This window comes from Pantoea sp. SOD02 (genome assembly GCF_024707505.1).
GTDB lineage: Bacteria > Pseudomonadota > Gammaproteobacteria > Enterobacterales > Enterobacteriaceae > Pantoea > Pantoea symbiotica.
In genome coordinates, this window is the sequence record NZ_CP102605.1 from 390,050 (window position 1) to 410,033 (window position 19,984).

The window sequence follows — 19,984 nt, forward strand, 5'->3', positions numbered from 1 at the left end:
TGACCGGATTCAATTTGACGCTGGCGGGATAGCTGCAACGGCTTTCAACAGATTCAACCACGGCTGACTATCGTTCAACAGCTCACAACTCAGATTTTCAATCGTCATATGCTGCGCCATCGCGGCGCGGCGCAACAGGTTGTAGGCATCATCTTCCTCCAGCTGCAATTCGCGCATCACGCGTAGCTGAGCGGAAAACAGAAACTTGCGCGCGCGCAGGCGCTCTTCCTGACGCTTCAATTGGGCTTCCAAATGATTGATACGCGCCGCGCTGTCGAGCGCGAGGGTAAAAGCGGTCATCACGCCATCAAAGCGCACCGGTTTGCGCATATAGCTGTCTATCTTTTGCTCGGTGATCCACTGCAGACGCGACGGTGTTTCCATCGCGGTGAGCACCACCTTGGGCAGCGCGGGCCACGGCAATTTATCTGTGGGATGAAACAGCGCCGGATTGTCGCCATCAAACACCAGCAACTGCTGCTGCGCCAAGGCGCTTTCGTTGGGGAACTCAGCGCAAAATTCACCCAGAATGCCCATGCGCGTAAACTGCTGCGCCAGATGTTGATTATCGCGCTCTGAGCAGCCAATCACGCACACCTTCAGTCCGCGCATCTGCACGTTTTTTCGACTCATGCGTGTTCTCCACCCTTGCCAAGATGGTCGAGGTCGGTCCATGCCAGCCAGGGATCGGGCTTCACCGGGGCGTCGGCCTGCCAGAAACTTTCCAGCTTACCTGCATGGCAGCGCGCCAGATGCGGCGTCAGCCAGCAGTGATTGTTGTCGGCATCGATGCGAATCGGTCCGGCGGGCGAATCCATCTCATCCAGTAACACCGCCTGGCGCACGCCGTCGACTTCGGCGTTGCCATGCCGCGCAATCGCACGCGCCAGCAAATGGCCCGCCAGCCACGCGCTTTGGCTATCGACGGACGGCGAAACCTGATCGCCAAAACGCTGACGATAGCAGCGCAAAAAATCGCGGTTGGCGGCGTTGTCGATCGACTGGAACCAGCTGGCTGAAACCAGATAACCTTCCAGCGCCGCAGCGCCAATTAACTGCACTTCGGGTTCGCACAGCGTCATGCTCAGTTTCAGCGGCTGAGTGAGCCACGGCTGATGTTGGCTGGCCTGATGCCATGCGCGATAAAAGCTGTAGGCACTTTTGCCGACCATGGTGTTGAGGATCACTTTCGGTCGCCGCGCGATGATATCGGCGATCAGCTCACTGACATCTTCCTCGCCGAGCGGCAGCAGTTTGCTTTCCACCACGCTGCCGCCCGCTGCCGTCACCGCTTCACGCGTGATGCGATCCATCTCCCACGACCACACATAGTTGGAACCTACGTGGTAAATCTCGGCATCGTGCTCCTGCAGCAGCCAGCGCAGCAGGGGAATCACATGCTGGTTGGGCGTGGCACCGAGATAAATTACGCTGTTGCTGCTTTCGAAACCTTCATAGCGCGCCGGATGCCACAATAGGGCGTTGGCCGCTTCTACCAATGGCAGAATGGTTTTGCGCGCTGCTGAGGTGTAGCAGCCGATGAGATGGCGCACGCCGTGGCGATGCAGCAGGTCGTGGCAATATTGGTGGTATTTATCCAGCGATCCACCGGGATCGCGCACCACTGGCGCGAGGGTAAAGTCATAGTTTGGGTTGGCGTTGATCTCTTCAATCGCCAACAGAATGCCGTTGAGCATTTCACGGCCAATCACCGCGTAATCGCCGGAAACCGAATAGAGAATGCCAACCGGGATGACGTTCTTGCTGGGTGATGTGGGCATAAATGACTCCGTGGGAAATAGTGCGGGTGGTGAAACGGTCGCCATGAATGGCGACCCTACAGGTTTTCGTAGGGTGCGCATTCATGCGCACCTGGTTTAATTCGAACGCGCCACTAACGGGACATAAAAATGTGGCTGACGCAGCAGCACCAGATCTTTACGTCTTACCACATGATTCGGATAAGTTGTATCTGGCGAGCCGGTGGTGATGGCTAATTGCGCCAACCCGTTGTTGCTCAGCACTTTGCTCTCCTGACGCGGAAAGGCAAATGTATCCGGGCCAAATACGCCGCTGATACCAAAACTTTCACCGGCCGCTTCAGGCCAGTTGGCAAACGCCAGCCAGACATTGTTTTCTCCGGCACGCACGCGCGGCAGTAGCCAGTGATAAGGATCGGCACCGCGCGGAATCGGCCAGACATGCGGAATGGCGGTGCCTTGATGCGCCAGCGGCGCAGGCGTATCCAGCGCTGCCGGGCAGGCGATAATATCGCAACCTTCCAGCGCCAGAATACGCGCCGCTTCCGGCACCAGCAGATCTTCTCCCAGCAGCAAACCGACACGCCCGCAGGGCAGATCGCAGGTTACCCATTTATCCCCGGCGCTGGCCCATTGCTGGTCAGCTTCGCTGAGGTGAATCTGGCGATAATGCGCACTTAGTCCGGCACTGCTCGCCAGCAAACAACTGTTAAAGAAATGCGTGCCGTCGTGCTCGGCAAAACCCACTAACAGCGCGATATCCAGCTCCATCGCCAGCCTGATCACCGCCTGAATCGGCGCATCATCCAGCGTCAACGCGTTCATTTTACCGGCGTAGCCGGTCAACGCGCGTTCTGGCAGCACCAGCAATTCCACGCCACGCGCCTTAGCCTGCTCGGCCCAATCGCGAATTTGCTGCAGATTGGCGTTCACATCGTTCTCTGGACGGAACTGCGCCACGGCGATGTTTGAATCTTTAGCGGGCGGCAGCGGATCGGTGCCGTACAAGCCAAAGAACTCCTGCGGATTCCACATAAAGGTGTTGGTCATCAGGCGCTGATACAGTTCAGGTCGGCGTTTTTTCAGCGCAGGATTTTCCAGCGGCAATGTCAGTTCGGCGCTCAGTACCTGATCGCCGCTATCACAGTTTGCCAGCAGCTGGCCCTGGCTATCGGTGATACAGCTGCCGCCGCTGAACTGCACGCCGCGCTCCCAACCCCAACGATTACTTTCGATTAACGCGCAGCCATTTTCCCAGCCGCGCGTCAGCCAGTAAGGCGCAGGCGTGCGTTCAGCCAGCCAGTTGCTGATGTGGCAGATAATCTGCGTGCCGCCCACCGCAGCTAATCGCGCGGTTTCAATAAAGTGAATATCCATACAAATCAGCAAGGCGATATTGCCAATCTCGGTTTTGAATACCTGATGGCCGGCATCGCCATTGGCCGCCCATTTTGGCTCCGAGATATAAGGATGGGTTTTGCGATGTACACCAATCAGCCCTTGTGGGCCGACTAACAGCGCGCTGTTGTAGTAGATATCGGTGACCGCGTCACGTTCCGGCATGCCAAACACCAGATAGCAGTTGAACTCGCGTGCTAGGGCGGAAAACGCCTGGCTGGTTGGGCCGTCGGCGGTTTCCACAAAGGGCGCGACTTCGGCGCGATCCTGCCAGCAATAGCCGGTGGTGGCCATCTCCGGCATCACAATCAGGCGTGCGCCGTCGCGCGCGGCCTGGCTGGCAAGCGCCAGCAGGCGAGCAACGTTCTCTTCTTTGCGAAACAGCGTCGGCTCAAACTGGATGGTTGCGACTTTGATACTCATTATTCAGCCTCCTTGCTCAGCTGCGGGTTGAAAGCCGGTTTCGGGCCTTGATAGGCGTCGGACGGTTTCCAGCTGGTCTGCATATCTTGCGGGAAGGTTTTGAAGTAGTAGCGGCCTCGCGTCGCAGCGCTAATGGCAACATGCAGTACCGGGCCAACCAGCATGGCGATAAACGAGGCGTAGACCATCGGATACGCACCCAACACGCCCGCCGCACCGATGGCGACCGCCACGCACAGCGCAATCACGCCAGAAGGGTTCCACATCCGCAGATACTCTTTGCGGAACTCGACGAAATCGGACGGCGCGAGATGCAGCACTTTGCGGCACACGAAGTAGTCGGCAAGAATAATGAAGACCCAGGTATTGGTGAGAATGCCGGTGATCGACAGGAAAGTGCCGGTGTACTGCAAGATGTTGCAGACGTAGAACACCACGCCGAGCAGCCACACCAGCAGCATCCACCATTGGCGGCCAGGGCGATAGTTGAACGCCATGTCCATGGTGTTAGACAGCGCAATCGAGCCGGAATAGAGGTTCAGCACGTTGATGCGAATTTGCGTGATCACCGCGAACAATACGCCGGTGAGGCCGATGATCAATGGGAAGACAAAACCAGGATCGAGCGCCAGTGACCAGACGTCGGCGCCCTCAATATGCGGCATCAGCGTGTAGGCCATAAAGGCACCGAACAGCATCACCACCACAATCGGCAACAGCATGCCGAGCATAATGGTAGCGGTGCCTTTGTGACTGATATTGGGGCGTGCGAAGCGGCCATAATCGGTCGCCATCAAGCCCTGAAACACAATCTGCCCGTTCGCCATGTTCATCACCAGCCACAGCGCGTTGCTGTCCACTTCACCTTTTGGCTGCCAGCCGCTGAAGCCGACCGAAGGATAGTGATGGGTCAGCTGCCAGATGCAGAAGCCAAACAGCAGGATAAAGATCGGCACGCCCCAGGTTTGCAGGAACTGCATCGACGACATGCCTTTCCAGACAAACCAGATGGCCGCCAGCCCCATCAGCGCAAATATCGCGATGCCCGCCACCGAATTCACCGGCACGCCCGCGTAGTTGGCGATGGCGTGCGACACAATGGTGCCTTCGAAAAGGAAGTAGAAGATAAAGTTGATGGCGTAGATCAGCGAGGTGAACGCTGAACCCATGTAGCCAAAGCCCAGACCGCGCGTCATTAGGTTAAGCGACAAACCTTCTTTACTCGCCATCTTCATGATGCACGAGCCAATCAGCGTAGCGAACAGCACCATATAGCCAATAGGCAACAGCAGCAGCGGCCAGCCGACCTGATAACTCATATCCGCGCCCAGGCTGAACCAGAACATCGCCGTCGAGTTACCTAACAGCACCAGAATGATGGCGGGAATCGGCCAGCGATAATGGGTGGGCACACGACCCACGGCGTAATCTTCTACCGCTTCCGCTTCGGTAATGTCCTGCGGTCCCTGAAACCACGTTTTCAACTTGCTCATAGTTTTACTCCAAATAAAAAAGCCCCGCCGACAGCATTGCCGGTGGGGCTTCTTCGCCTGAATTCGATGTATTGGAGTGACATGCAGCCACAAACCGCTTACCAGACTACGGCGCCTGTTCCTGCTGTGCAGGATGCGGTAATCAGTTGCAAGCAAGCTGCGTGCCAGGTTACAAACCGCGGCAAAAGCAGGCTTTTTGCCGTCTACAAGGATGGCGTTGCATTAGCGCGGTGCAGCGTGCACCGCCATGAGGCTTTCAAGAGGAATAAAACGAGAATTGGTTTCTACCGTGATTCTTCGACCAATACAGCTGCTGATCGGCTGCGGTAATCAGGCTATCGAGTGACATCCCTGGCTGCCAGCGAGCTGCGCCCTGACTGAGCGTTACCCATTCAGCGGTATCAGAACTCTCATGAGGAATAGCGCGCTTTTCCAGCGTGGTTTTAATTCGTTCGCACACTTGTGATGCGATCTCTGGCGTGGCATTGAGCAGCAAGACGGCAAACTCTTCACCGCCGAAACGCACGGCAAGATCGCTTTCATTTCTTACCGAATCGCTGATGCAGCGGGCCACTTTTACCAGACATTCATCACCTTTGAGATGGCCATACACATCGTTATAGCGTTTGAAATGGTCAACATCGATCATGATGAGATAAACCTGCGATTCTGCGGCAATTTGCGCAGTCCGCGCGTGAAAGTATTCGCGCAAATAGCGTTTATTGGCTAAGCCGGTAAGCGGATCGTGATCGACAAGGCGGGTCAGTTTTTGAATTAACCGTGCGTTTTGCTGTTCAATGGCTTCGGCTTTACGAACCCATTCCATCATCACGTTTCGACAGGAAAGCACCACACCAAGGGCTAGCGTATAAGCAACCAGGTGGAAGAGAACATGTAGAGGATTTAACACGGCAATGTTGATAAACAGTGTCAATATTATCGGCAGTACAAAGGCTGCAATCACGTTAAGTGAAAGATGAAAGGCAATGACAGCTGGAAACAGCACCAATAAGGAGATCACCATCACCCACTCGATGTCATGTGTGGCGCGATATAATTGATGCAAAATTAACGCCCAAATCACGCCATAAATAACTGCACACAACATCAATACGGCACGAGTCAGATAAAGTTGCTGTTTAATCAATTGACTGGTGAGTAGCAGATTCCAGCAAGAAAACAGCATTAGCAACAAACTTAAAATAAAAATAGGTGGCAGAGATGGCACCAAATCATCATAGAAAAAATAGCGCAAACACAAGTAAAGTGAATAAGCGATATTGAGCCAAAGAAACCAAATACAGCCTGTCCGGGTGAGAATGACATCTTTGTTCACTTTTCCTGCATCCATAATCAGCATGTGAAAACCTCAAAAGAGAAGATGTTTCAGATAATTACGACGCGCATTAAAGTAATTAGCATGGTTAAAGAAAAACGCAAATCCAGTTGTCGGATAGATTTTTCTTTTCAATCGGGATTTTATCAAACGTCTGGTAAGGATAATCCTAAAGACAAAGATTTTTCAGTTCCAACGTAATTTTATTATTTCATATAAAGTTTCATTTTGGATGCGTTTTGTGTGTGGAAAATAATAGTTATTTCACTACTAATCATAAGGATAGATGGGTTCATTTGATCTGGTAGCAGGAAAGGCTAAAGTTTGAAGCCAATCAAAAAATTAATAAATTGCACGTTCGTCCATATCTTTAAGCTTGTGAAGTTTAAGGCGTTAACTACTGTTTAAAGCGAAATGTTTATTCAACTCATGCCATTTCACCATGCTGGCCATAAAGTTCGCTGTATTTTTTTTGCTTCCGACACATTTTGTCGGTTTACAGACACAGGGCGAATGAAATCTGACCAACCTCTGGAGGGGATGATATGTGCCAAAAATGGGCCATCGCTTGTGGTGCGCTATTACTTATTTGCAACGCAACGAATGCAGCTTCACCCTATGACGATCTTGCCTTTGCGTTGAAACAACAGCAGATTATTCAAAGCCTGCGAGCACATTGTCATATCAATAACCACATATCCGACGAAAAGATTCGCAACCTATTTCTCAGCGACAAAAATAACCACCCACCGATTTTATTGGCGGCAAAAGCCTTTGATAAAAAGGATAAACCCGGTTATTCGCATGCGATTGCTAGCGTGCGTTGTCCAGAAATCAAATAGGGCGCTGAGAGGATATGAAAAGAATCCATTCCCCGGTGTTGCTGTTGTGCTTAACCGCGTCTACGCAAGCAAGTGGTTTGTATTTGTATGAAATAGCCACTGATGATGTAGGTTTAGCCGGCGCGGGCCAGGCGGCGCGGGCGCAAGATGCCTCCACCCTGTTCACCAATCCGGCGGGAATGACGCTGCTACCCGGCAAAACCATGAGCCTTGGCGGTCAGATGCTCTATGGCAGAGCAAAATATGGCTTGAATGATGATGCGCTGCTGAATGGTAACAGCCCCGGCAATGTGATTGGCTGGTTTCCTGGAGCCAGTGCTTTCTACAGCCAGCCGATTACCGATCAATTAAGTGCAGGCATTGGTCTTTATGGCAATTATGGATTAGGCCTGCACTTTGGCGATTGGGCCGGCGATAATCTTATTAAAGACAGCACGTTAGTCGCGATGACGCTGATGCCATCCGTCGCGTGGAAATACAATGATGCGCTTTCAATGGGTTTCGGACTGGGCATTAATTATGGCTTTCTGAAATTGAAACGTCAGACGGCGACCGGAGAAAACGAGCAATCCGACCACGATTGGGCGTTGAACAGTAAATTCGGCATCATCTATCAATTTACCCCCGAGACGCGCGCGGGCTTGACCTACACCAGCGAAACCAAATATCACTTTGATATCAATGGTAGCGTGCAGTTAGACCAACTCACTAATAGTCCTTCTTACACTTTACCCATCGCAGCCACCGTTAATACACCCCAACAGGTGATGTTCAGCCTTTACCACGATCTGAACCGTCAATGGGCGTTAATGGGCGACCTCGGCTGGCAAGACTGGAGTGCCTACAGCAATAGTCAGATTGTGGTGGGTGAAAATCGCGTGGGCGACAATGAACGTCTGCGCGACACCTGGCATGTGGCGCTGGGCACGCAGTTCCGTCCCACCGACGACTGGACATTCAATACCGGTGTGGCATTTGACAGCAGCTTTTATCGCAATCAGAACGATACCTCGCTGACCATGCCTTCCGGTAATACCTGGCGTTGGGGCGTAGGCGCGCGTTATCAACTTGATGCTGAAAGCAGCATCGGTGCGGCGTTTGAGTATGCCTACATCGAAAGCTCGCGCGTTGCCTCACCTTTATTGCAAGGCGAGTACCAGCATCCTTCACTCTATTTTTTCTCCCTGAATTACAACCGCAATTTCTAACCCGTAACCGAGGAGGTGATCCGATCATGAGCATGTAAGCATCATTTACTGGCGGACAACATTCGTCTTGCCGTTCAAGGGCCTACCATTTAGTGGAGTGCAAAATGTCTCGAATGCCTTTTTGCAAAACGATGTTAGCCTCAATGCTCTCTGTCGCTTGCTGCTCATTCAGTGCACAAGCCGCGCCGGACAGCAATCAACCCTCTACCGCGCCCGAGCAAAACAAGGGCAAGCCCAATATTGTGGTCATCTTCGGCGATGATATCGGTTACTGGAATCTCAGTACGTACAATCAGGGCATGTTGGGTTATCAAACGCCGAATATCGACAGCATCGCTGCCGAAGGCGCGAAGTTCACCTCCTATTACGCGGAGCAGAGTTCTACTGCCGGTCGTTCCTCCTTCATAACCGGGCAGATGCCGTTCCGTACCGGGATGAGCAAGGTGGGCATGCCGGGCGCACCGCAAGGATTGCAGAAAGAAGATCCCACCATTGCCAATATCCTCAAGCAACTCGGTTATGCCACCGGCCAGTTTGGTAAAAACCATCTGGGCGACCGCAATGAGTTTCTGCCTACCGCACATGGCTTTGACGAATTCATGGGCAACCTCTATCACCTGAATGCCGAAGAGGAACCGGAGAACCCGGATTACCCACAAGATCCGGAGTACAAGAAACAGTTCGGCCCGCGCGGCGTAATCAAATCCACTGCTGACGGGAAAATTGAGGATACCGGTCCACTCAACATCAAACGCATGGAAACCGTGGATGAAGAGACGTTGGCAGCTAACAACGACTTCATGGAGCGGCAGGTCAAAGCCAACAAGCCATTCTTCACCTGGTACAACACCACGCGCATGCACAACAAAACCCATATTAAACCGGCCGATAAAGGCGTGACCGGATTGGGGGACTACGCCGATGGCATGGTGGAACATGACAAAATTATCGGGGAAGTGCTGAAGAAAATTAAAGATCTCGGCATCGAAGACAACACCATTGTGGTTTACACCACCGATAACGGGCCAATGACGGCGACCTGGCCGGATGCCGGTATCACGCCGTTCCGCGGTGAGAAAAACACCGGCTGGGAAGGCGGTTTCCGCGTACCGGCGATGATTAAATGGCCGGGACATATCAAACCTGGCACCTTAGTCAACGACATTGTCGGCAGTAATGACTGGTTCCCAACGCTGGTGGCAGCAGCGGGCGTACCGGATATCAAACAGCAGTTGCTGAAAGGCTATAAAACCAGCGCCATGAACTACAAAGTGCATCTTGATGGTTATAACCAGCTCGATTACATCACCGGTAAAACGCAGGAGGATCCGCGTAAAGAGTTCTTCTACTGGAGTGATGACGGCGATCTGCTGGCGATGCGTTACGGGCGCTGGAAAGCTCACTTCATGATCCAGGAACATACCGGGATGGATGTGTGGAAATATCCGTTCGTCAAACTACGTGTGCCTCTGATTTTCGACCTGAAAATCGATCCACTGGAAAAAGGCACCGATGGCATGGATTACAACCACTGGTTCTATGATCGCCTGTTCCTGCTCGGCGGTGCGCAGAAATATGCCGCTGAAATGCTGCAAAGCTTTAAAGAGTTTCCGCCACGGCAGAAACCGGGCTCATTCACCGTTTCTGATGTGTCGAAACTCATTGAGGAAGGCAGTCCGGCTACCAATTGATGCTCTGACCACAATGCCGGGTGAAATACTTCACCCGGTACTCAGGAGGCGTTCATGAAATACAGCACAACGTTGCCGGTTAAACCTCTTCCTACGGCGGAAAAATTCAGTGGCAAAGGGCCGGCTTACACGCGCCGTTTTCACGTGATGGCGAAACCCACCGGATCGCGTTGCAATATCGACTGCAACTACTGTTTTTACCTGCATAAAGAACAGCTGCTGGAGCAGGATCGTCACAGCGGCATGAGCGATGAGGTGCTCGAAACCTTCATTAAGCAATACATCGACAGCCAGGATGGCGAACAGGTGGTGTTCTCATGGCAAGGAGGCGAGCCCACGCTAATGGGGTTGGAGTATTTCGAAAAAATCGTCGTGCTGCAGAAGAAATACCAGAAGCCAGGTCAGCGGATTGAAAACGATCTGCAGACCAACGGCATTCTGCTGAATGACAACTGGGCGCGCTTTCTGCGTCAGCACAACTTTTTAGTCGGCATTTCAATCGATGGCCCGGCGGAACTGCACGATCGCTACCGCGTGACGCGCAGCGGTAAGCCCACTTTTGAGAAAGTGATGGCGGGCGTTGCGGCGCTGAAACGCCATAGCGTGCCATTCAATGCCTTAGTCACCGTTAACCGCACCAACGCCCGCTTCCCGCTTGAGGTTTACCGTTTTCTGACGCGCGAATTGGGTGCCACTTATATCCAGTTCAATCCCTGCGTTGAGCCGGTGGATTTCAAACAAACCGCACCGCAGTTCTGGCAAGACGACACCATTCCGGTTACCGGTTCTCGCCGCGCGCGTCCCGGCGACCTCGATTCGATTGTTACCGATTGGTCTGTCGATCCGGATGACTGGGGCCGCTTCCTGATTGCGGTGTTTGAAGAGTGGGTAAACAACGATTTGGGTCGCGTGCAGGTCAACCTGTTTGAAACCGCCGTGGCGCAAACCATGGGCATGCCAGCGCAGATTTGCATCACCTCAGAGTTTTGCGGCAAAGGTCTGGCGATTGAGAAAAATGGCGACATCTTCTCCTGCGATCACTACGTCTATCCCGAATATAAGTTAGGCAATGTGCAGAGCACCAAACTGGCGCACATGGCCTTTTCCGAACGACAAAAAGCCTTTGGTTTAGGCAAGCGCGATACTTTACCAGCGGCCTGCAAACGCTGTCCCTATCTGAAACTCTGCTATGGCGAATGCCCGAAAAACCGCATTGTCAGAAGCGAGGAAGGGGAACTGGGCATGAATTACCTCTGTCCCGGCATCAAGGCATTCTTTGATTATGCGCAGCCGATTCTGGTGGGCATCGCCACGCTGTTGCAACGAAAGACGGTGGAACCTGCATGATGAATAACCGTGACAAGCTGCTGGCGCTGGAAGCCAGCATGAATCAGCAGGTGATTGGACAGCAGGAGCTGGTACGGATGTTAATTGTTGCCTTGCTGTGTGACGGTCACGTGCTGCTGGAAGGCTTGCCGGGGCTGGCGAAAACGCGTGCGGTGCGGGAACTGGCGCGTCACATCGAAGGCGAATTCCGCCGCATTCAGTTCACACCCGACCTGCTGCCTTCCGACATTACCGGCAGCGAAATCTATCAGCAAAATGCCACACGCGAAGAAGACCAATTCCGTTTTCGCCCTGGCCCGGTATTCGGCAACATTATCCTCGCCGATGAGATCAACCGCGCGTCGGCGCGCGTGCAGTCGGCGCTTTTGGAAGCGATGGAAGAGCGCCACGTCACCGTCGCAGGGAAAACCTGGCCGCTGCCGGGCATTTTCATGGTGCTGGCGACACAAAACCCGGTCGATCAGGAAGGCACATGGCCGTTACCCGAAGCGCAATTGGACCGTTTTCTGATGAAGGTGATTGTCGATTACCCATCGAAAGAGAATGAGCAGTTGGTGATGCAGCTGGTCCGCGCAGAACAGCAGGCGAAATATCAGCAGGAAAACCGCGCTCCAGAAACAACGTCATTGAGCATTAGCCAGCAGAATATTGCCGAGTGCTGGCATGAAATCGCCAGCATTTACGTGGCTCCGACAGTTGAGCAATACATTGTTAATCTGGTGGAGATGACGCGCCATCCCGATCAGGTTAGCGAAGCCTTTGCCAGTTATATCAGTCTTGGCATCAGCCCGCGTGGCACGCTGGCGCTGGATCGCTGTGGTCGCGCCTGTGCGTGGCTGGATGGTCGGGATGCCGTGTTGCCAGAAGATATTCAACGTATCGCCCCGGCGGTGCTGCGTCACCGTTTGTTGCTGAGTTATCAGGCGAATGCCGATAACTGTACGCCCGATCAGGCGATCTCAATGCTGCTTAGCGCAGTGGTGGCGTGATGTCGCCGCCGCTGACGCTGGAAATGGCTGACATGATGGCGCTGGCCGGGGATGCGCAACGGCTCGATAATCCGCCCGGACAAATTCCACCCGGCGCGCTCACCGGCGAGCGCGTATCGCGCCAGCAAGGGCGAGGCCTGAATTTTGACAGCCTGCGCCGTTATCAACCCGGTGATGACGTGCGATTGATTGACTGGAAAGCCACGGCGCGTCTGCGATCGCCGTGGATTCGCCTGTACAACGAAGAGCGCGAGCGTCCCGTGTTTATCCTCGTCGATCAACGTCTGGATATGTATTTCGGGACGCGTTGCCAGATGAAATCGGTGGCGGCAGGCTACACCGCCGCACTGCTCGCCTGGCGCAGCTGGCACGACGGCGACCGTTTGGGCTGCGCGGTGCTCGGCGATGATGAACTGGCGCTGCATCCGTGCCGCGCGCCGAAACGCAACCTGATGCCGATCCTCAACGATATCCAGCGCCTGAACGCCTTGCTGCCTGAGCACTATGCGCAGGATCACACATCAAAAATCAGCTTAGCGGATGCGTTGCAACGTATCGTCACCTTGCTGCCGTCCGGCAGTTGGCTGGGGATCATCAGTGACTTTCACGATCTGGATGCGCACTGCGATGCGGTGCTGGCGCATCTGCACCGTCGCTGCGAAATCACCGCCTTTGTGACGTTGGATGATGTTCATCGCCGCCTGCCTGCGCAGGGGCAGCTTAGCGCCTATTACCAGCAGGTTAGCAGCGTGATACCGCTGTCGGCAACGCTCAGTGATCGCATTAATCAACGCGTTACCGAGCGCCTATCACTGCAGCAGCGTCGTTTGCAACGTGTTGGCGTGACGGTAAAAACCATCGTCAGCGGTTTGCCCGTTCTGCCGCAGCTCCAGCAGGAGGACGCACATGCTGGCAAAAGGTTTTAGCATCCCAGAACTGGCGCATCCCGCACTGCCAGCCGATGTCTCCTGGTTTCCGTTGCCGCCGGGCTGGATGGTATTGGGCGTGCTGCTGTTGCTGGCCGTTGTCATCTATCTATTGCACGTGCTGGCGCGCTATCGCCGCAATCGCTGGCGTCGCGAGGCGCGTCAACAGCTGGGTCAGCAGCAAGTTGATGACTGGATGAGATGGGTGAAACAGGTGCTTTTGGTGCAGCACTCGCGTGCGGAAGTCAGCCAGTGGCAAACGCCGCAACAGCTTTTGGCGCAAACCACGCTGGATGATGAGTTGCGCCTCCTGATGTGCCAGCGCTATTGCCAGCCGGACAACCAGCTGGAGGTGGAGACTTATCAGCGCGTCGCCCGGCAAATGCGCCGTTGGCTGGAGAATCTGCCTGATGTCTGAATGGTTCTCTCGCCTTGATTTCGCCTGGCCGTGGGCAGGCGTGCTGCTGTTTGTGCCGTTGCTCATGCGTTTTTTAATCACCCCGCAGCCGCAGGAGAGTGAACAGGTTCGGGTGCCTTTTTTACCTCAGCTTGCGGAAGCGCTGCAGCTGAATCTGGCAGCGCCGAAGCCGAGTTGGGGGGCACGATTGCTGTTCTGGACGCTGTGGATCTTGCTGGTTAGCGCGCTGGCGCGGCCAGAATATCTGCTGCCACCGAAAACCCTGATCAAACCGATGCGCAACATCGTGCTGATCCTTGATGTGTCGGGCTCGATGGAAAAGGGCAGCGGCCAGAATGAACAAACCCGATTGCAGGCGGTGCAACAAACGGTGCGCACTTTCATTAGCCAGCGCAAAAATGATCGCATCGGACTGGTGATTTTCGCCAGTCAGGCGTGGCCTTTTGCGCCGATCAGTGAGGACAAACGGGCGCTGCAGTCGCGCATTGATCAGCTGGCGCCAGGCATGATTGGCCAGCAAACTGCGATTGGCGATGCGCTGGGCGTGGCGGTAAAACTGCTGGATAACAGCCTGGAAATGGATGCGGCCAAAATGGCGATTCTGCTGACGGATGGTAATGACACCGCTTCGAAACTTGACCCGAAAGTCGCGGCACAGCTTGCGGCCGCACATCACGTGATGGTGCATACCATTGCCTTTGGTGATGAGAACAGCAGTGAGGAAGACAAAGTGGATACCGGCTTGTTGACTGACATTGCCGCGATCACCGGCGGCCACGCCTGGCAAGCCGCCACGCACCGCGATGCATTGGCGCAGGTATGGCAGCAAATTGATGCCCAGACGCCGGAGCAGGTGAAAACGCTGGGATTATCATGGCATCGTCCGCTGTTTGCCTGGCCATTATCTCTGGCGCTTCTGTTGTTGCTGCTGTTTGTGAGCATCAGCACGCTTGCGAGGCGACGCGTATGAGCGATTTCCACTTCCTCTATCCCTGGCGCTTACTGGGTTTACTGCTTTGCCCGCTGCTTTACTTTCTCTCCCAACGTTCCGCCAGCGGCTGGCATCGCATCATGGAAAAGCCCTTTGCGGCGGCGTTAATAAAAGGGCAGCGCCTGCGTGCGCGGAACGTGTTGCCGTGGCTCATCGGCTTTGGCGTGCTGGCGCTGGCTGCGCCGAGTTGGCAACGTGATTTGCCTGCAGCGTTCACGCCCGAAAACAACGTGATGGTGATTTTGCAGCAGGACATCAGCATGCTGGCGCAGGATCTGCCGCCGAATCGGCATCAACGTATGCAGCAAAAAATTGCCGCGCTGATGTCACAGATGCCCGGCAGCCATTTTGGTTTGGTGGTTTATAGTGCCAATGCATGGCTCACCACGCCACTGACCAGCGATGCTGACTTTTTCACGCTGTTTTTGCAGGCGCAGCAACCGACATTGGTGCCGCAGGCGCAGGGTTCGGGATTAGCACGCGCGGTTGCACTGGCGCAGAAAAATTTGCCGCAGGCTGCGGATGCGCCGCGCGCCATCATCCTCGTCGCCGATCATCTGACATCCCAGGAAGTAAACTGGCTGCAACAACAGGATTTACCGTTGCAAATCTGGGTGCCTGGCACCGCCAACGGTGGCAAGTTACCGGATGAATTTGCCGCGCAAGGCATTGATACCCGACTTAACGTGACGCCGTTTGAGCAGGCACGTGATGCCGGGATGCCGGTGACGCTGGTGTCCGCTGAGGATGATGATCTAGATGTGGTGCGCCACAATATTCAGCAAAGCGTGACGGCACAGCAGAATAGTCGCACGGATCTGCAATGGAAAAACAGCGGTTATTTGTTGGTTATACCGATGTTGATCCTGCTGCTGGTATGGCGGCAACAACTGCTGTGTCTGCTGGTGTTCACCTTGCCGCTGATCCTCTATTCACCGGATAGCTCCGCATCGCTGCTGGATGCCTGGGTCCGCCCGGATGTGCAGGGACAATTGGCGTTTAAGCGCGGGGACTATCACGCGGCCGCCCAGCATTTTCAGGATCCGTTACGACGCGGTATCGCCTTGTACTATGCGGAAGATTATGTTGCGGCGCTGGGCGCTTTCCAGCAAGCCGCTGCAACAGCGGAAAGCTTGTTGTGGATCGGCAACTGTTATGCGCAACAGAAATCCTGGCAGCAGGCGCTAAACAGTTACGATCAGGCGCTCAGCCTGAAACCAGATTGGAATATGGCGCAGCAAAATCGGGCGAAGATTGCGCACATCATCATGCAACTGCGGCAGAAAGAGCGCGATCGTCAGGCCGATCAGCATGAACAAAAAGATGAAGATCCCGATGCGATCAAGCACGATCTCAAACGCGAGCAGGGCGTCAATCAATTGGATTTAAAACCTGTCGCCGCTGCCGCGCCCTCGGCTGAACAGTGGTACAACAACCTCACGCTTTCACCCGGTGGTTTGCTGGAAAATCTCTATCACTCAGCGCCGGCGGAGGCACCATGAAGAGATTGCTCGTTTGTCTGTTGTGGCTGTTCAGCCTTGTCGCACACGCTGAAATGACCATGACGCGTGAACTGGTGGCAGCGGAAAAGTTGGTGCCGGGACAGCCGGTAACTATCGCCGTCACTTTCTGGACCGACAGCTGGTTTAATCCGCCGCCACAATGGCCAGAGATGGTGATAGAGAATGGCAACCTGCTTAGCACTCCGTTGCCGAATCAGTTGCTGACGCGCAATAGTGCGGGCATCAGCTGGAGCGGTATCCGCATGGAGCGGCAGATCCTGACGTGGGATCAAGGCACCTTACGCTTTCCCGCCGTGGATGTGGTGATGCGTTCTGCTAATCAGCCGCCGAAAACCGTCTCGCTGCCGGTGCTGGAGAAAGCTGTTACCTGGCCCGCTGACGTTCAGCAGCCCGATCGCTTTTTACCCGCCCGCAGCCTGCAACTGACGCAAAAATGGCAACTGTATCGCGCGGCGGACGATGGGCAACTGCATGTGGGTGATGTGATTGAACGCGTGGTGACGTTGCGAGCGAACGAGGTGATTGCCGCACAAATCCCACAGCTGCTGTACGCCATTCCCGGATCCGCCAGCCAGCAATTGCCGCCGCAGAATAGCGACCTGACCAGCGGCAGAGATGAGATCGTCGGCGCACAACGCGTCGAGAGTTTGCGGTATCTGCCTGCTCAACCTGGCGAGCTCATCATCCCACCGCTGCGTTTGCGCTGGTGGGATACGCGCCAGCAGCAGTGGCAGATTGCCGAGTTATCGGGCGCGCACTACAGCATTGCTGCGGCGCGTCCTGCTGGCAGCGAACAAGCGCTCAAGGCGCGAGCGCCGACCAGCTGGAAACCGCTGCTAACCGGCGCGGCGGTGGTTTTACTCATGCTGCTGTTGGCGCTGTTTTTCCGGCGCTCTCTTCTTCATAGCCTGCAACGTCTGTATCAACGCACACGTGAATACTGGCGCATCGTCTCGCTGCCCGATCTCACGCCGACCAAAAGGAAAAGATGATGAAACACGCCATATTTGCTCTGTTAATTGCAATTCATTGCGGGTCGGCTATAGCTGCTGAGGATCCGCTGAGTAGCTGGAATGAGGGTCAATCAAAGCAGGCGATTGAAAGTTGGGTAAAGGGCGCCACGCAAGCGGGTGGCAAGGATTTCATTCCCGTTGATCAACGGTTTGTGGTGTTTGATAACGACGGCACGCTGTGGCCTGAAGCGCCGCTGACCTTTCAATTACAGTTTGTGCTGGATGAAATAAAGCGCCTTGCACCCGAGCATCCTGAATGGAAAAACGATGCGTTAGTGCAAGCGGTGATCAACAACGACATGAAAACCGTGATGCAGGCGGGCAAGAAAGGGCTGATCCAGCTGATGACGCTAACCCACAGCGGCATGACTACCGATGATTTTGCCCAGCGCGTCAGCCATTGGGTTGAAACCCATCGTCATGCACGTTTCGGCTGTCGTTACGATCAGTTGGGTTATCAGCCGATGCGCCAACTGCTGGATTATCTGCGCGCCAACGGCTTTAAAACCTGGATTATCTCCGGCGGCGGCATTGATTTTATGCGCGTGCTGGCGGAGAAGATGTATGGCATTCCGCCGGAACAGGTGGTCGGTTCATTTTCACTCAGTGAGTTTTCGCTCACGGACAACGGCACGCAACTGCGCAAAACGCTGAACGGGGCTTTTTATGATGACGAAGCGATGAAGCCGGTCGCTATCCATCTGTTTATGGGACGACGTCCGGTTGGCGCTTTCGGTAACAGCGATGGCGATGTGCCGATGCTGCAATACACCTCCGCGAATCCCGCCTATAAAACCTTTGGTTTGCTGGTTCATCACACCGATGGGGCGCGGGAATACGCTTACGATGCACATCCTTCCGCCAGCGGAAAACTGGTTAACGGACTCAAATTAGCCCCCAAAAATGGCTGGGCGGTTGTCGATATGAAGCAGGACTGGAAAACGGTATTTGACCCCGCACAGTGCGCGTCTGAGCAAGGGAAGTAGTGCGTTAACGCCAAATTGAGGAGGGAATATGAAGCGCACCATCATGTGTTTATTCTGTTGCCTGATGCTGTTTACTTTGCATCAAGCCCATGGCGCTGAGCCGCGTCAGGCTCCCTCGGCGCAGGAGCGGGCACGGACGCTGACTCTGCTTAATCAACCTGTCGTGATGCTTCAGGCTAAATTTGGTTTTACCACGCCAGAAGAACGGGTGCAGCGTATTGTTACGCTACTGCGTACCCTCAATGATAATGACCTGAAGCAGTCAGTTGAAACGCATGAAGTGGTGCGTTATCACCAGCCAGCGGTGCTTTTTTCCATCAACGGCAACGCTTTTATGCTGCTATCGCAGGGCGACCTTGATGAAGGGGATGACCTGACGCTGCCGCAGGCGGCAGAGCGGGTCAGGTTGCGTCTTGATGCCCTTCGTCTTTCGCTGGCTGAACAATATTCTTCACACTATTTGCTGCTCTCCACAGCCAAAGCATTACTGGGCGCAGTGTTGTTGGCTGCTGTTATTCTTTTTGCTCTGCGCTCGCACGCGTGGCTGAAGCGCATTTATGCTGCACGATATGCACGGCGTAAAAGCATTATTCCAGGCGCGCTACGCACATTTCTCGGTCCGATTGAAGTGCGTCTCTATGCAGCGGTGATGACATCAACCATTTTGGTGGCGGTTTACCTTTGGCTGAGCTGGGTGCTGCGGTTGTTTCCGTGGACACGTATCTGGGGAATAGAGCTGGGTGGTTACGCGCTGGAACTGCTACAGAGGCTAGGATTAGCAGTTATTTCCGCTTTACCCGGCATCGTCATTGTGGCGCTGATATTTATTATTACCGCGCTTGTCACACGTTTATTAAGACTGGTATTGCGGCGGGTGGAAACCGGCCAGTTACAGTTGCCAGGCCTGCATCCGGACACCGTAGGCGTGACGCGCAAACTGATCAGCGTGGTTATTTGGCTATTCGCGCTATCGGCGGCATATCCGTTTCTGCCGGGCGCTAATTCGCTCGCATTTAAGGGCATCAGTGTTTTCTTTGGTCTGATGCTAACGTTAGGCTCCGCAGGCGTCATGAATCATGCCATGAGCGGACTGGTGCTGACTTATTCACGGGCGCTTAGGAAAGGAGAAGTAATCAGGATTGCTGATCACGAAGGCGTGGTCAGTGAAGTGGGCATGTTGGCCACCAAAATCCTGACGCGAGAAAATTACGAAGTGACCGTGCCTAATGCCGTGGTTGTTAGTGGCAGAATCGTTAACCTGAGTGCCACGCTAAAAGGCGAGGGCGTCAACATGACCACCAGTGTCACCATTGGCTATGACACACCCTGGCGGCAGGTTGAAGCCATGCTGGAACTTGCGGCTAACCGCACTTCAGGTATCAACCATGAGATCCTGCCGATAGTGCGCCAGTTGGCATTGCAGGATTGGTATATTGCCTATGAGTTGCAGGTCAGACTTCTGGCTGGCGAATCTCTGGCGGGTGTTCGAAGTACACTCCACGGGCACATTCAGGATGTGTTCAATGAATTTGGCGTGCAGATTATGTCGCCTAATTTTATTAGCCAGCCTGAACACGCAGTGCTGGTAAAACAGGAGAACTGGTTTACCCCACCGGCGGAAAAGAGCAAAAGCTGAACCG

Annotated in this window: 17 protein-coding genes; 12 read left to right on the forward strand and 5 right to left on the reverse strand. The window is 54.4% G+C overall.

The genetic code is table 11. From position 1 onward, the window contains the following. Positions 1–9 precede the first annotated feature (9 nt). From NR302_RS21320 to NR302_RS21340, 5 genes are all read right to left on the reverse strand, one after another. The gene (locus NR302_RS21320) at positions 10–633 is read right to left on the reverse strand and encodes an ANTAR domain-containing response regulator (RefSeq protein ID WP_258145780.1); all 624 of its coding nucleotides are present in this window, start codon (positions 631–633) and stop codon (positions 10–12) included. Then, entirely contained in the window at positions 630–1,781 is a 1,152-nt protein-coding gene (locus tag NR302_RS21325) for a transporter substrate-binding domain-containing protein (protein WP_258145781.1), read from the reverse strand. The genes NR302_RS21320 and NR302_RS21325 overlap by 4 nt, the downstream gene beginning before the upstream one ends. A 96-nt stretch (positions 1,782–1,877) precedes the next feature. Continuing rightward, positions 1,878–3,581, reverse strand: a complete 1,704-nt coding sequence (locus tag NR302_RS21330; RefSeq protein WP_258145782.1) for a nitrilase-related carbon-nitrogen hydrolase — start codon at positions 3,579–3,581, stop codon at positions 1,878–1,880. After that, positions 3,581–5,074 carry a cytosine permease gene (locus tag NR302_RS21335; protein WP_258145783.1) on the reverse strand — a complete coding sequence of 498 codons (1,494 nt, stop codon included), beginning with the start codon at positions 5,072–5,074 and terminating at the stop codon, positions 3,581–3,583. Before NR302_RS21335 ends, NR302_RS21330 begins: the two co-directional genes overlap by 1 nt. Before the next feature lie 256 nt (positions 5,075–5,330). Continuing rightward, entirely contained in the window at positions 5,331–6,434 is a 1,104-nt protein-coding gene (locus NR302_RS21340) for a GGDEF domain-containing protein (protein WP_258145784.1), read from the reverse strand. A gap of 521 nt (positions 6,435–6,955) precedes the next feature. Between NR302_RS21340 and NR302_RS21345 the strand changes: the two genes are divergently transcribed. The 12 genes from NR302_RS21345 (at position 6,956) to NR302_RS21400 (ending at position 19,980) form a co-directional block, all read left to right on the forward strand. Continuing rightward, positions 6,956–7,252 (forward strand): YicS family protein, encoded by a 297-nt coding sequence (locus NR302_RS21345; protein WP_258145785.1) that lies wholly within the window; start codon positions 6,956–6,958, stop codon positions 7,250–7,252. A 14-nt stretch (positions 7,253–7,266) separates the two neighbouring features. Next, entirely contained in the window at positions 7,267–8,460 is a 1,194-nt protein-coding gene (locus NR302_RS21350) for an OmpP1/FadL family transporter (RefSeq protein WP_258145786.1), read from the forward strand. A gap of 104 nt (positions 8,461–8,564) precedes the next feature. Next, the gene (locus NR302_RS21355) at positions 8,565–10,151 is read left to right on the forward strand and encodes an arylsulfatase (RefSeq protein ID WP_091004112.1); all 1,587 of its coding nucleotides are present in this window, start codon (positions 8,565–8,567) and stop codon (positions 10,149–10,151) included. Between the two features lie 54 nt (positions 10,152–10,205). Next, entirely contained in the window at positions 10,206–11,498 is a 1,293-nt protein-coding gene (locus tag NR302_RS21360) for an anaerobic sulfatase maturase (protein ID WP_258145787.1), read from the forward strand. Continuing rightward, entirely contained in the window at positions 11,498–12,487 is a 990-nt protein-coding gene (locus tag NR302_RS21365) for a MoxR family ATPase (RefSeq protein ID WP_154191646.1), read from the forward strand. The genes NR302_RS21360 and NR302_RS21365 overlap by 1 nt, the downstream gene beginning before the upstream one ends. Further along, positions 12,487–13,413, forward strand: a complete 927-nt coding sequence (locus NR302_RS21370; protein WP_258145788.1) for a DUF58 domain-containing protein — start codon at positions 12,487–12,489, stop codon at positions 13,411–13,413. The genes NR302_RS21365 and NR302_RS21370 overlap by 1 nt, the downstream gene beginning before the upstream one ends. Then, a complete protein-coding gene (locus NR302_RS21375) occupies positions 13,394–13,831 on the forward strand; it encodes a DUF4381 family protein (RefSeq protein WP_258145789.1) in 438 nt (145 codons plus the stop codon). Before NR302_RS21370 ends, NR302_RS21375 begins: the two co-directional genes overlap by 20 nt. Next, positions 13,824–14,801, forward strand: a complete 978-nt coding sequence (locus tag NR302_RS21380) for a VWA domain-containing protein (RefSeq protein WP_258145790.1) — start codon at positions 13,824–13,826, stop codon at positions 14,799–14,801. Before NR302_RS21375 ends, NR302_RS21380 begins: the two co-directional genes overlap by 8 nt. Continuing rightward, the gene (locus NR302_RS21385) at positions 14,798–16,324 is read left to right on the forward strand and encodes a VWA domain-containing protein (protein ID WP_258145791.1); all 1,527 of its coding nucleotides are present in this window, start codon (positions 14,798–14,800) and stop codon (positions 16,322–16,324) included. The genes NR302_RS21380 and NR302_RS21385 overlap by 4 nt, the downstream gene beginning before the upstream one ends. Beyond that, on the forward strand, positions 16,321–17,337 hold the full coding sequence (locus NR302_RS21390; protein ID WP_258145792.1) for an oxygen tolerance domain protein: 1,017 nt from the start codon (positions 16,321–16,323) through the stop codon (positions 17,335–17,337). Before NR302_RS21385 ends, NR302_RS21390 begins: the two co-directional genes overlap by 4 nt. Continuing rightward, positions 17,337–18,344 (forward strand): HAD family phosphatase, encoded by a 1,008-nt coding sequence (locus tag NR302_RS21395; protein ID WP_258145858.1) that lies wholly within the window; start codon positions 17,337–17,339, stop codon positions 18,342–18,344. The genes NR302_RS21390 and NR302_RS21395 overlap by 1 nt, the downstream gene beginning before the upstream one ends. Positions 18,345–18,372: 28 nt before the next feature. Beyond that, positions 18,373–19,980: a mechanosensitive ion channel family protein gene (locus tag NR302_RS21400; protein ID WP_008107448.1), complete on the forward strand. Its 1,608-nt coding sequence runs from the start codon at positions 18,373–18,375 to the stop codon at positions 19,978–19,980. Positions 19,981–19,984: the final 4 nt, after the last annotated feature.